Source organism: Streptomyces sp. SID3343 (assembly GCF_009865215.1).
GTDB lineage: Bacteria > Actinomycetota > Actinomycetes > Streptomycetales > Streptomycetaceae > Embleya.
The window spans coordinates 13,804-27,047 of record NZ_WWJX01000861.1; the positions used below are offsets into that span (position 1 = coordinate 13,804).

Below are 13,244 nucleotides of genomic sequence, written 5' to 3' on the forward strand. Positions count from 1 at the left end.
CCGGGTGGGGCGCGAAGCGCTGTCGGAGCGACGCCCCGGCGCCACCCGGCCGGGTCTGTGGGGGATCAGCCGCTCATGGGCGCAGCCCGATGGCGTCGAAGTGGATCAGCCCGTCGTTGAACAACTGGATCCCGATCAGGTCGGGTCGGTGGACGGAGGCGCTCACGGCCTCCGAGTAGACCCAGTACGGCAGGTCGCGGTTGACCTGGTTTTGCAGGCGGGTGTACGCGTCGCGGCGCGAGGCCGCGTCGGTGTATCGCCGGCCGTCCTCCAGCGCCGCGTCGACGATGTCGTTCGCGTAGCCGGTGACGTTGCTCAACCCGCCCTTGCTGTGCAGGAACTGATAGATCGTCGGTTCGACGTCGTCGGCCCACAGCTGGAACACGGTGGAGTCGAAGTCGTTGCCCGACGCCCGGGTCACCAGCGAGGCCATGTCGGCGACCTCGACGATCACGGTGACGGCCGGGTACTGCTCCAGCGTCTGGCGGATGTACTCGGCGACCTGGCGCGGCTTGGGGCTGTCGGGCACCAGGTAGCGGAAGACGAACGGCTTCTTGCCGTCGTTGGTCAGCTTCGCGAACAGCGCGCGGGCCTCCTCGGGGCGGTTCTCGGGCGCCGAGAGGTTGATGTTGGCCAGCGGCGACCTGGAGTCGAAGATGCCCTGCGCGGAGTTGCCGCGTCCGCCGAAGTAGCGCCGGTCGATCTCGGCACCGCTGAGCCCGAGCACCACGGCCCGCCGGGCCGCCGGGTCCTGGAACGGCGGCTTGCGCGTGTTGAACGCGACCATCAGGCCGCCGTTGAGCCGGCTGTCCTCGCCGACCAGGCCCATCTCCCGGGCCGCGGCGATGTTCTGCGCGTCGGTCGTGATGGTCAGGTCGGCCTTCTTGGCCTGGATCGCCTTGTTGGCGCCCTCGACGTCCTTGTCGACCCGAAAGACCACCTCGTCGAGATAGGGCCGGTCCTTTTGCCAGTAGTCGGGATTGCGTTCGAGGCGCAATTCCCTGCCGGGCAGCCATTCCTTGAGCTTGTACGGGCCCGCGCCGATCGGAGCGTGCTTGAGCTCGAACCGCCCGTCGGGGGTCGCGACGAGCCGCTTGGGCGCCACGAAGGACAGGTTGCGCGCGACGGTGTGGTCGAAGTTGGCGTTGGAGGACGGGAGTTCGATCCGCAGCTGGAGTGGCGCGACTTCGGTCAGCACCACGTCGCGCAGCACACCGCCGACGAGCGAGCGGACCTCGGGATTGCGGTGTGCCTCCCAGTTGGCCTTGACCGTCGCGGCGTCGAGCAGGCTGCCGTCGGAGAACTTGACGCCCTCGCGCAGGGTCAGCGTCCACACCTTCGCGCTCTGGTCCGACACGAGCGACTCGGCCAGCTTCGGGTGCACCCCGCCGGTGGTGGGGTCCGTCCACACGAGGACGTCGTACAGCGCCGAGAGGCGGTTGCCGTCGGCGACGTTGGAGTAGGACGCGGTGAACGGGTCGAGCCCGCGCTCTTCCCCGGGCAACAGGATGGTCAGCGAGCCGCCGTGGCGGGGCCCCTTGGCGGAGCTGTTCGACTCGGAGGAACCGAGACCGCAGCCGACGGTCGCGACGAGGGTCGCGGCGGCGAGGGCCAGGCCGAGGGACAGGCGACGACGAACACGTGGGTGTCGTGGTCGTGAACGAGTCTTCGGGTGAGGAACCACAGCCGGCTTACCTACCTATCACTCGGGGTTCGAACGTGCGTCGTGCGTCAGTGCAGTCGTGCAGTCGTTCCGTGGTTCGGTAGTGCTGTGATGCGGTGACGTTCGGTGCTGGGTGCCGTCGTGCGGCGGTGTGTGGAACTCGCCGGAAGCACGCGGGGAGCACGTGTGATCCGTGCGATGTGCCGCCCGGGATCGGGGCGTATCCCGGGCGGCACGGTGGGGACTTCGGGTCGTGACCCGGGGATCCGTCGAGATCCCTCGGACCCGCGCTACTTCGCGGTACCGATCCGATCCCACAGCACGACACCGTCGTTGATGAGCTGGATCCCGGTGACGCCGGGCCCGTAGACGGCGGCGGCGAGCGCCTCCTGGTACACCCAGTAGGGCATGTCCTTGTTCACTTGGAGCTGTACGCGCGTGTAGGCGTCCCGACGCTTGATCGGGTCGGTCGTTCGGCGCGCCTCCTCGAGGGCCGCGTCGACCGCGGGGTTCGAGTAGTTGCTGTTGTTCTGGAGGCTTCCGGAGTGCAGGAAGTCGTAGATGCCCGGCTCCGGGTCGTCGATCCAGTTCTGGTTCAGCGCCACGGCCCAGGTCTCGTTGCCCGCCCGGACGGTGGTGACGTAGGTCGCGATGTCGACGATCTTGACCTCCATCTCGACGCCGGGATACGTGTCGAGTATCGACTTGATGTACTCGGCGACCCGGATCGAGGCAGGGGCCTGGGGCACCATGTAGGTGAACTTGAGCTTCTTCGTGCCGCCCGCGGTGACGTTGTCGAAGAGCTGCTTGGCCCGCTCCTTGTCGTTCTCGGACGCCGCGAGCTGGATGTTGGCGACCGGAGAGGCGGCCGCGAAGATGCCCTTGGCCGGCGTGCCCTCGCCCGCGAAGAACTTGTCGTTGATCTCCGTGCTGCTGAGCGCGTTGACGACCGCCCGGCGCGCCTGGAGATCCTTGAACGGGCCGAAGGTCGTGTTGAACATGACCATCTGGCCGCCGTTGAGGCTGATTCGCTGTACGCCGAGCTTCTTGTCCTGGGCCTGGGCGGCGGCGAGCGGGTCGACCGCGACGGTCAGGTCGATGTTGCCGTTCTCGACCTCCTGGATGGAGTGGTCGACGTTGGTGTCGACGTTGATCGTCAGCTTGTCCAGGTGCGGCAACCCCTTGTCCTTCTGCCAGTACTCGGGGTTGCGCACGAACGTCTGCCGGACCCCGCGTTCCCAGCGCTCCAGCTTGAACGGCCCCGCGCCGACCGGCTTGTCACCGATGCCGCCCGGGTTGGCCTTGAGCGCGACGGGCGAGGCGATGAACGTGAGCGAACGCGCCACGAGGTGGTCGAAGTTGGCGTTCTCCGAGACGAGTTTGATGTCGAGGGTCAGCGGGTCCACGACGGTCAGCTGGGCCAGATTCATCGCCGCGCTGGCCTGGAACGACCGGACCTTGGGGTCCTTGTGCCGATCCCAGTTGAAGCGCACGGCTTCCGCGTCGAACGGGGAGCCGTCGCTGAACTTCACACCGGGACGCAGCTTGAGTTGCCACGTGTCGGATTTGGCGCCGCTGATGGAGAGCGACTCGGCGAGTTGGGGGCGCACGCTGCCCGTGAGCGGGTCCGCGTACACAAGCGAGTCGTAGAGCGCCGACATCCGGCTGCCGTCCGCGACGTTGACGAACGACGTCGCGTACGGGTCCAGGCTGGTCGAGTCGCCCGGGAGGCTCATCGTGAGGCCACCGCCCTGCTTGGGCGTTCCCTCGGCGGTGGGCTTGGTCTTGTCGTCGCCACCGCAACCGGCGAGCACGGTCGCCATGACGGTCGTTGCGGCCAGGACGCATATTCGGCGCCGGCGGTGTCGCGTGGTTCGAAGGGACAACAGGGAAGTACGAGTCACTGCAAGGCCAACCTTCACCTGACGGACCGTCCGGGGTCTGGGCCGGGCGGCGGACGTGCTTGGTGCCGGGTGCGTCGGCCGACTCGGGGGGAGAGGGCGACGGCGCCCGGGTGGAGCATGGTGGTGCGTCCGTGCGGCTGTGCTGTCGTGCGGTGGTGCCGTGGTACTCGACTGCTTCGCACCCGGGAGACGAGATGCGTGAAGGCCGGGAATCACGAATGTGACTCCCGGCCTCCACGAACCTACTGGTAAGGGTGCCGTCCCTTTCTACTGCCTTCCGGCGATCTGGTCCATCAAGATCGGGTCACCGTTGTACTTCTGATGGCCTGTCAGTCCTTTTTGCCGATCCGGTCGAACAAGAAGATGCCGTCGTTGGACAACTGCACACCGGTCACACCCGTCCCGAACACCCCGGAGACCACGGCCTCCTGATACACCCACAGCGGCATGTCCCGGTTCAACTGGAGCTGAAGCTGGGTGTAGGCCGCGCGGCGCTTGATCGGGTCGGTGGTGTTGCGACCGTCGTCCAACGCCTTGTCCACGACGTCGTCGCTGTAGAAGCAGCAGTTGCCCGGGCTGCCCTTGTGCAGGTACTGGTAGACCACCGGCTCGGGGTCGTCCGCGAGGATCTGGCTGACCTTGACGTCGAACGCCGAGGCCAGGTTGGACTTCTTGACGAACTCGGCGAGGTCGGTGCTCTCGAAGTCCACCGTGACACCGGGGTTCTTCTCGACCTTCTCCTTGACGTACCGGCCGAGTTCGTCGATCGGGCCGCTCTTGGGCGCGATGAACTTGATCCGGATCGGCTTCGAGCCGTTCTCGGTCACCTTGTCGAACAGCTCCAGCGCCTGCTGCGGCTTGTTCTCCGGAGCCGACAGCTGCGGGTTGGCCAGCGAGGTGGTCTGGTTGAAGATGCCTCGGGCGGGCGATCCCATACCGCCGTACACGCGCTTGTTGATCTCGTCGCTGCTCAGCGACAGGACGAACGCGCGGCGCACGTCGGGGTCGGCCGTGGGGCCCTCGGAGGTATCGAAGCTCAGCAGTTGGCCGCCCGACAGCGCGAGCGACTCGACCCCGATGCCGGCGTCGCGAGCGCGCTTGAGGGTCTGCGCGTCACTGACGTTGCCGAGGTCGGCCTTGCCCTTCTCGATCTTGTCGACCGTCGTGGTGCCGCTGGTTTCGGCCCGGAACGTGATGCTGTCGAGGTAGGGCTTGCCCTGCTGCCAGTAGTTCGGGTTCTTCGCCAGGGTCAGGTGGTCGCCCTTGACCCAGCCGCCTTCGGGGAGCATGAACGGGCCCGCGCCGACCGGGTGTTCGGCCAGCTTCTGGACGCCCTCCGCGATGGCCTTGGGCGACGCGATGAACGCCAGGCTGCGGGCGACCAGGCGGTCGAAGTTGCTGTTCGGTTTGTCGAGGAAGATCTTCAGTTCGTACTCGTCGGCGCCGATCTCGGTGCGCAGCCCCACGGTCGCGTCGCGCTGGCGGGAGTTCGTGGTCGGGATCGCGTGTGTGTCCCAGTTGATCTTGACGGCCGCGGCGTCGAAGTTGGTGCCGTCGGTGAACTTCACATTCGGCCGTACACGCAGCTTCCACACCTTGTTGCCGCTGCCGTCGACCGGGGCGAGGCTTTCGGCGAGCTGCGGCTGGACGGAGCCCGTGCCGGGGTTCGTCCACACCAGGCTGTCGTAGATCGCGGCCAGGCGGTTTCCGTCGGCCTGCGCCGCGTACGCGGGCAGGAAGGGATCCAGGCTGCGAGCGTCGGAGGTGGCCAGGATGTCCAGCGAGCCCCCGGACTTGGGCGTGCCGGCCGCGCTGGGGGTCTCACTGGATTCCGAGCCGCAACCGGCCGCGGCCAACAGGCCGAGTGCCGCGATCACGGCGGCGGTGCGACGGCGTGCCCGAAGGGCGAAAGGTCGTGCGTGTGCCACAGGTAACGTCCTCAAGCATGGAGCAGGCCGGCCGGGGGCCGGGACGCCGCGCGGTAGCGCGGTCAGCGCCGCGAGGCTACAGCGCGCTCCGGGGCCGATCGCAGAGGGGATGCCCGATACGCGCTCCCGTCCGGTTGCCCGATAACGCCCGTGTACGCACAGCGACGCGACACGACCCCGAGGGAGTGAATCCAGGGTCGTGCCGCGCCCTCGAACGCCGAATCAGTCCTCCCGAGCGGCCGGTGCGACCTCGACCGGCTCGTCCTCCGGGGTGGTTTGCCCGGCTTTCGGAGCGGTCTGCGAGGCCCCCTGGTCGGTGTGCGCGAAAACGGCCGCTTCGCCCACGAGGGGGAAGTGACACGCGACACGATGTCCCGGGCTCACGTCGCGCAATTGCGGGACGTGTGCCGCGCATTCGTCCCGCGCGATCGGGCACCGGGTGCGGAACCGGCAACCGCTCGGCGGGTTCATCGGCGAGGGGATCTCGCCCTGGAGCGCGGGACCGGCCGGTGCGGCGCCGGGGTCGGGCGTGGGCACCGCGTCGAGCAGCGCGCGCGTGTAGGGGTGCGCCGGCGACTCGTAGATCGCCGTGACGTCGCCGGTCTCGCAGATGGTGCCCAGATACATCACCGCGACGTCGTCGCTGATGTTGCGCACCACCGCGAGGTCGTGCGCGACGAAGATCATCGACACGCCCGTGCGGGTCTTCATCTCGTCGAGCAGGTCGAGTACCTGTGCCTGCACCGACACGTCCAGCGAGGCGACCGGCTCGTCGCAGATCAGCAGGTCGGGGTCGACGACCATGGCGCGAGCGATGGCGATCCGCTGGCACTGTCCGCCGGAGAACTGGTGCGGACGACGGTCCGCGACCAACTCCGGGTCCAGCCCCACCTGGCGCAGGACCGCTTCCACCTTGGGCTTGATCTCCTCGGCGGGCACGCCGGCGATGACCAGGCCCTCGGCGACGATGTCGAAGATCTTCCGGCGCGGGTTGAGCGCCGAGATGGGGTCCTGGAACACCATCTGGATCCGCCGGCGCATCGTGCGCAGGCCGGCCTTGGGCAGGTCGGTGAGTTCCTCGCCGTCGAAGAGCACCGAGCCCTCGGACGGCTTGGTCAGTTGCAGGATCGCCCGCGCGAGCGTGGACTTGCCGCAGCCGGATTCGCCGACCAGGCCGAGCGTGCGGCCGCGGCCGAGCTCGAAGCTCACGCCCGCGACGGCGTTCATCATGCCGCCGGGCACCCGGAAGCGCTGAACCAGGTCGGTGACCGTGAGCAGCGGCCCGGACGCGTTCTCGACGGCGTCGGGTGCCGGCTGCTTGTCGAGCGCGAGCGTGCCCGACGTGGTGTCGTCGGCCGTCATGCGGAGGTCTCCTTCATCAAGGACGGCTTCTCGGCCGTGTCCTCGGTGTCGACGACGACGTCCGTGCCGACCGGGTGGTGACACGCGAACCGGTGGCCGCCGAGTTCCTCGCCCAGCTCCGGCCGCTCCTGTCGGCACACGTCGTCCGCCGTGGGACAGCGGGCCGCGAACGCGCATCCCGACTTGAGGGTGACCAGGTCGGGCGGCGTTCCCGGGATCGCGCGCGGGCGTTGGTCGCGCGGTACGTCCAGGCGTGGGACCGCGGCGAGCAGCGCCTCGGTGTAGCGGTGCCTGCGCTGCGCGAACAGGTCCGCGGTGGGCGAGTGTTCGACCATCCGACCGGCGTACATGACGGCGATCTGGTCGGTTCGCCCGGCCACCACGCCGAGGTCGTGGCTGACCAGGATCATGCCCATGCCACGTTCGGCCTGGATCTCCTGGAGGAGGTCGAGGATCTGCCGCTGCACGGTCACGTCCAAGGCCGTGGTGGCCTCGTCCGCGATCAGTACGTCGGGGTCGCACGCGAGCGCCATCGCGATCGTCACGCGCTGGCGCATGCCGCCGGAGAGCTGGTGCGGATACTGCCGCGCGCGCTTGACCGGCTCGGGGATGCCGACGAGCTTGAGCAGTTCGATCGCCCGCTCGCCTGCCTCCTTCTTGCCCAGCTTCAGGTGCAGCGTCATCGCCTCGGTGAGCTGCCGGTCGATCCGGATCACCGGGTTGAGCGAGGTCATCGGGTCCTGGAAGACCATCGCGATCCGGTTGCCCCAGATCGTGCGGGCCTCCTTGCGCGGCACACCGACCAGTTCCCGACCGTCGAGCCGCACGCTGCCGTGGATGTTGGCGATCGAGGGGCAGATGCCCATGAGCGAGCGCACCAGCATCGACTTGCCCGAGCCGGACTCGCCGACCAGGCCCAGCGTTTCGCCGCGTTCGATGCTGAAGGACACCCCGTCCACCGCTTTGAGCAGACCGCGCGGCGTGTCGAGGTGAACCCGCAGGTCGGTTGCCCGCAGCAGCGGTTCGTCCGGCGCGGGTGAGCCGGTCGTGCTCGGCTCCGCCATGGTCACCACGCCACCCTCGGGTGGCGAGGCTCTTGCTCTTGGATCCCGTCCATCGGAAGCGGTCCCGTCTGTGTGAGGGGGTCGAACACGGGTCCGGCGGCGACCCCGGGGGAGGTCGTCGCCGGACCCGCGGCTAGAGCTTGGTGTCGCGGACGTCGAACTTGGCGCGCAGCCGGTCACCGATGACGTTGAGCGAGAAGACGGTCAGGAACAGCACGCCACACGGTACGAACACCTGCGCCGGATACAGCGAGAGGTCGTCGCGCGCGGCGTTGATCATGCCGCCCCAGCTGGGCATGGGCGGCGGGATGCCGAGGCCGAGGAAGGACAGCGAGCCCTCCGCGACGATCAGCACGGCCATCACGATCACCGAGTACGACAGCACCGCGGGGAAGGTGTTGGGCAGCAGTTCCTTGAAGATGATGCGACCCGACCCCGCGCCCATCGCCTTGGCGACCGTGACGTACTCGCGGTTGGACTGCGCGATCGCGCTCGCCTTGGTCAACCGGGTGAAGCCGGGGATGGTCAACACCGCCAGACCCGCGGTGATGCTCGTCTGCGACGGCTCGTACACCGAGGACAGCGCGAGCAGCAGGATCAGCGGCGGGAACGCGAGCAGTGCGTCGGAGAACAGGTCGATGATCATCTCGATCGGGCCGCGGAAGTACGCCGCGACGAGGCCGAGCAGGCCACCGATCAGTACGCCGACCGTGACCGACACGAGCGCCACGATCATCGACACGCGCGCGCCGAAGGCGAGTCGGGTCAACTGGCTGCGGCCGAGGCCGTCGGTGCCCAGGAACTCGGGAAACGCGCCGAACGGCTTCTGCTTCGCCTCCCCGAACGGCTCGCCGTACTCGTGCGAGAACACGCCGGGCGCGATCAGGCTGAGCAGGGCTCCGAGCAGGACCAGGCTCATCCAGGCGATCGCGAACCACAGCAGGAAGCTCGGCCGCTTGCGCGCCTTGCCGCTCTTGGCCTGTTTGGCCGCCGAGGGCGAGGTGCCCGCGGGCTCGGCCGCGCCGAGTGCGACGTCCGCGGTCTCCAGCGTGCTCATCGGGCCCTCACTCTCGGGTCGATCAACGAGTAGCCGAGGTCGACAAGGGTGTTGATGAGCACGTACATGATCGCGATCACCACGACCGTGCCCTGGACGACCGGGATGTCCTTGGACGTGATCGCCTGGTACATGCCCTGGCCCAACCCGGGGATCGCGAAGAAGGACTCGACGATGACCGTGCCGCCGATCAGCCGGCCCAGGGTCAGACCCGAGACCGTCAACAGTGAGAACGACGAGGGCCGCAACGCGTGTCGAAACAGGACGTACGGCGTCGACAGTCCCTTGGAACGCGCGGTGAGGATGAAGTCCTCCTGCAACGTCGCGAGCATGTCGCTGCGTAGCAGACGTTGGAATTGTGGAATCTCCGCGAGCGCCAACGCGAGCGCCGGCAAGAAGGCGAACTCGATGTTCTTCGCGAAGTCGACCGAGATGTATTCCCATCCGGTCGGCTTGAACGCGTCGAGCATCTCTCGATTCGCGAAGAAGTACACGAGAAGGAAAACGCTCACGAACGTGGGGATCGACAGCAGGGCCGACGACACACCACCCACGACGCGGTCGACCCGGCTGCCGGCCCTGGCGGCCGTCCACACGCCGAGCGGCACGGCCACGATCAAGGCCATGAGCAGGGCGAAGACGGCGAGTTCCAGGGTCACCGGGAAGCGGTCGACGATGCCGTCCATGACGGACGTCCGGGTCTTCAGGGATTCCCCGAGGTCGCCGGTGAGGGCATTGCCCACCCATGTCACGTATCGGACGGGCAGTGACTTGTCATACCCGAACTCGTGTTCCAGGTCCTTGAGGTCCTGTGGCGTGGAACCGGGGCCGAGCATCTGCGCGACCGGTGATCCGTCCACCAGGTCGGGCAAGGCCGTGGTCGCGAACGTGACCAGGAACAGCACCGGAATCAGGGCCAGCAACTTGCGACCGAGCAGGCGCAACACGACGGTGTCACCCCCTCTCGCTGGTCTGGTCGGTTGACGAGGTCTGTGGAGCATTCGGTACCGGCGCGGGAAGACGTCGAGCGAAGGCCGGATCACCTGTGGTGACACGTGCCTTGACGGGTCGTCAGTTAAGCGCGGTGATTAATTACGGCAGTGGGCGCGATCAATGTCAATGGATAGACGACAACCGTTAGCGGGTCGCGATTCGCCTCCGGCGGCACGTGTCCACCTGCGCGAACAAGGTGTGAAGCACAGCTAACTGACGGTGCGTCAGATCAAGTCGACGGCCCGTGTGGGGACCCTCTCGTGCGGGTCGGCGTTCGGGGGGTCGGTTCGGGCCGCGGACGTCGTTTCGGTAGCGGGGTTTGTTCCCACCGGCACCACCCGTTGCGTGAGGGGGCGGCTGGGGTTTCACGGCGACGAGGGCGGGCCCGATCCGGCCCCGCGGCCGCGTGCGCAGACGTTCATGTGGGCGAAACACATGTGCGGCAAGCGTCACGCGGGCGAAACACGCAGCGCCACGACGTGAAACCTCACGCGTCGAAGCTCCTTGCCATGAGCTCCCGGAGGTCGGCCGGGGCACGGAGAAGAGAGGCAGAGTATGGACACGGGTAACACCGCATTCGTACTCCTGAGCGCCGCACTGGTCATGCTCATGACGCCCGGGCTGGCGTTCTTCTACGGCGGCATGGTCCGCGTGAAGAGCGTTTTGAACATGCTGATGATGAGCTTCATCTGCCTGGCTGTCGTGACGGTGCTGTGGGTGCTCTACGGGTTTTCGATGACGTTCGGTACCGACGCCTTCGGCGGTCTGGTGGGGAACTTCGACTGGTACGGCATGCGCGACATCGGGGTCGCGGAACTGTGGGACGGCTACACGATCCCGGTGACGGTGTTCGCGGCCTTCCAGCTGATGTTCGCGATCATCACCCCGGCGCTGATCAGCGGCGCGATCGCGGACCGTACCAAGTTCACCGCGTGGGCCGTGTTCGTCGCGTTCTGGGTGACCCTGGTCTACTTCCCCATCGCGCACTGGGTGTGGGCCTCGGACGGGTGGCTGTTCAAGAAGGGCGTGATCGACTTCGCCGGCGGCACCGCGGTGCACATCAACGCCGGTATCGCGGCCCTGGCCCTGGTTCTGGTGATCGGCAAGCGGGTCGGCTTCAAGCGTGACCCGATGCGCCCGCACAACCTGCCGCTCGTGATGATCGGCGCCGGCCTCCTGTGGTTCGGCTGGTTCGGCTTCAACGCCGGTTCGTGGCTCGCCGCGGACGGCGTCACCGGCCGCGCTCTGATCAACACACAGATCGCCACCGCCGCGGCCATGCTCGGCTGGCTCTTCCTGGAGAAGATCCGCGACGGGCACCTGACCACACTCGGCGCGGCGTCCGGCGCGGTCGCCGGTCTCGTTGCGATCACCCCGGCGTGCGGCGCGCTCAGTCCGCTCGGCTCGATCGCCCTCGGTCTGGTCGCCGGCGCGGTCTGCGCCTGGGCGGTGGGCCTGAAGTACAAGCTCGGCTACGACGACTCGCTCGACGTCGTCGGCGTCCACCTCGTCGGCGGCATCATCGGCTCGATCGCCCCCGGACTCCTCGCCACCGGTCACGTGCAAAGCGACGCCAAGGGCCTGTTCTACGGTGGGGGCTTCGACCAGCTGGGCAAGCAGCTGATCGGGGTCGGTGCCGTGCTCGCGTACTCCTTCGTCGTCACGTTCGTCCTGGGCACGGTCATCGACAAGACCATGGGCCTTCGGGTGTCCGAGGACGACGAAGTGGCCGGCATCGACCAGGTCGAGCACGCCGAGACCGGGTACGACTTCGCCACCCTGGGCGGTTCCACCCGACCGTCGGCGGGCATCGGCACCCCAACCGGCGCGGGAGCTGCGGCACCCGCCGACACGAAGGTGGATGCGTGAAGCTCATCACGGCGGTGATCAAGCCGCACCGACTCGACGACGTCAAGAACGCGCTCCAGGCGTTCGGCGTGCACGGACTCACCGTGACCGAGGCGAGCGGCTACGGCCGGCAGCGCGGCCACACCGAGGTCTACCGAGGCGCCGAGTATCAGGTCGACCTCGTCCCCAAGGTCCGGATCGAGGTCGTCGCCGACGACGAGGACGCCGAGGAACTCCTCGACGTCCTGGTCAAGGCCGCCCGCACCGGCAAGATCGGTGACGGCAAGGCGTGGGTGGTCTCGCTGGACACCGTGGTGCGGGTGCGTACCGGCGAGCGCGGCCCGGAAGCCCTGTAGCAGGAACGGATGGCCGGTCCCGCCCCGAAGCGAGTCTTCGGGGACGGGTCCGGCCATCGGCCTTTCCGTCGCCGACTCGAGCGTTCGGCGCCGAGTCGACCACCCGTCGCCGAACCGACCGTTCGGCGCCCGTTGGATCGCTCGGTGACGGTGTATCAGTTCGTGATGGAGTGTCAGCTTTTGTTCGACAGCTCGTCGGCCCGGCGCGTGTGAACGAGGGAGCAAGCCCATGCAACCGACCGCCACGTCGCGGTACACCCGAGCCCGGGACGACCTCCTGGCCGACCCGGCCGGACCCGGCGGAGCGATCCGCCGACAGGCCCTGTGCGCGCTGTCGGACCGCTGGCTGAGCGAACTGCTCACCGACGCGGGCGGAATCGTCGAGGGCGTGTCCCTGGCGGCGGTAGGCGGCTACGGCCGGCGCGAGCTGTCCCCGGGCAGCGACCTGGACCTGGTCCTGCTGCACGAGGGTCACCCCGGCGTCGCCGAACTCGCCGAGGCGATCTGGTACCCCGTGTGGGACGCCGGCATCGCGCTCGACCACTCGGTGCGCACCCCCGACGAGGCCCGCCGCGCCGCCGCCGACGACTTGCGGGTACACACCGGGCTGCTCGACATCCGCCACATCGCCGGCGACGCCGAACTGACCGCGACGCTGCGCACGTCGGTGTTCACCGCGTGGCGCTCGTCCGCCGTCACCCGGCTGCCCGAACTGCTCGCGTCCTGCCGTACCCGGGCCGAGCGACACGGCGAACTCGCCTTCCTGCTCGAACCCGACCTCAAGGAGGCCCGCGGCGGGCTGCGCGACGCCACCGCGCTGCGCGCGGTCTCCGCGTCGTGGATCGCGGACGCGCCGCACGAGGAGGTCGACACCGCGCGCGCCACGCTCCTGGACGTGCGCGACGCGCTGCACCTGGCGACCGGGCGCGGCGCGGACCGGCTGCTGCTCCAGGAGCAGGACGCGGTCGCGCGGCGACTGGGGCTCCTGGACGCCGACACGCTGCTGCGCCGGGTCTCCGAGGCCGCTCGGGCGCTGACCTACGCCGCGGACGTGACGTGGCGCGAGGTC

Annotated in this window: 10 protein-coding genes; 3 read left to right on the forward strand and 7 right to left on the reverse strand. The window is 68.4% G+C overall.

Annotated elements, in window-relative coordinates:
• Positions 1–73 precede the first annotated feature (73 nt).
• The 7 genes from GT354_RS26670 to GT354_RS26700 all read right to left on the reverse strand — a co-directional run bounded on the left by GT354_RS26670 (position 74) and on the right by GT354_RS26700 (position 9,925).
• Positions 74–1,684 (reverse strand): ABC transporter substrate-binding protein, encoded by a 1,611-nt coding sequence (locus GT354_RS26670; protein WP_346012186.1) that lies wholly within the window; start codon positions 1,682–1,684, stop codon positions 74–76.
• A 269-nt stretch (positions 1,685–1,953) separates the two neighbouring features.
• Entirely contained in the window at positions 1,954–3,567 is a 1,614-nt protein-coding gene (locus tag GT354_RS26675) for an ABC transporter substrate-binding protein (RefSeq protein WP_161358917.1), read from the reverse strand.
• Between the two features lie 329 nt (positions 3,568–3,896).
• Positions 3,897–5,444 (reverse strand): ABC transporter substrate-binding protein, encoded by a 1,548-nt coding sequence (locus tag GT354_RS26680; protein ID WP_161358918.1) that lies wholly within the window; start codon positions 5,442–5,444, stop codon positions 3,897–3,899.
• Between the two features lie 273 nt (positions 5,445–5,717).
• Positions 5,718–6,857 (reverse strand): oligopeptide/dipeptide ABC transporter ATP-binding protein, encoded by a 1,140-nt coding sequence (locus GT354_RS26685; protein WP_161358919.1) that lies wholly within the window; start codon positions 6,855–6,857, stop codon positions 5,718–5,720.
• On the reverse strand, positions 6,854–7,921 hold the full coding sequence (locus GT354_RS26690) for an ABC transporter ATP-binding protein (protein WP_202512329.1): 1,068 nt from the start codon (positions 7,919–7,921) through the stop codon (positions 6,854–6,856). The genes GT354_RS26685 and GT354_RS26690 overlap by 4 nt, the downstream gene beginning before the upstream one ends.
• Positions 7,922–8,054: 133 nt before the next feature.
• Positions 8,055–8,978, reverse strand: a complete 924-nt coding sequence (locus GT354_RS26695; protein WP_161358921.1) for an ABC transporter permease — start codon at positions 8,976–8,978, stop codon at positions 8,055–8,057.
• Positions 8,975–9,925: an ABC transporter permease gene (locus tag GT354_RS26700; protein ID WP_161358922.1), complete on the reverse strand. Its 951-nt coding sequence runs from the start codon at positions 9,923–9,925 to the stop codon at positions 8,975–8,977. The genes GT354_RS26695 and GT354_RS26700 overlap by 4 nt, the downstream gene beginning before the upstream one ends.
• A gap of 601 nt (positions 9,926–10,526) precedes the next feature.
• Here GT354_RS26700 and GT354_RS26705 point away from each other — a divergent pair.
• The 3 genes from GT354_RS26705 to GT354_RS26715 all read left to right on the forward strand — a co-directional run.
• On the forward strand, positions 10,527–11,840 hold the full coding sequence (locus GT354_RS26705) for an ammonium transporter (protein ID WP_161358923.1): 1,314 nt from the start codon (positions 10,527–10,529) through the stop codon (positions 11,838–11,840).
• Positions 11,837–12,175, forward strand: coding sequence for a P-II family nitrogen regulator (locus tag GT354_RS26710; RefSeq protein ID WP_161358924.1), 339 nt, complete (start codon positions 11,837–11,839; stop codon positions 12,173–12,175). The genes GT354_RS26705 and GT354_RS26710 overlap by 4 nt, the downstream gene beginning before the upstream one ends.
• Before the next feature lie 229 nt (positions 12,176–12,404).
• A partial coding sequence (locus tag GT354_RS26715) for a nucleotidyltransferase domain-containing protein (RefSeq protein WP_202512328.1) occupies positions 12,405–13,244 on the forward strand: 840 nt, incomplete at its 3' end.

What these genes read in the sequence shown, in the direction of transcription:
- GT354_RS26685 (WP_161358919.1), bottom strand. Translation starts at nt 6,857, where the DNA reads ATGACGGCCGACGACACCACGTCGGGCACGCTCGCGCTCGACAAGCAG.
- GT354_RS26695 (WP_161358921.1), bottom strand. Translation starts at nt 8,978, where the DNA reads ATGAGCACGCTGGAGACCGCGGACGTCGCACTCGGCGCGGCCGAGCCC.
- GT354_RS26705 (WP_161358923.1), top strand. Translation starts at nt 10,527, where the DNA reads ATGGACACGGGTAACACCGCATTCGTACTCCTGAGCGCCGCACTGGTC.
- GT354_RS26690 (WP_202512329.1), bottom strand. Translation starts at nt 7,921, where the DNA reads ATGGCGGAGCCGAGCACGACCGGCTCACCCGCGCCGGACGAACCGCTG.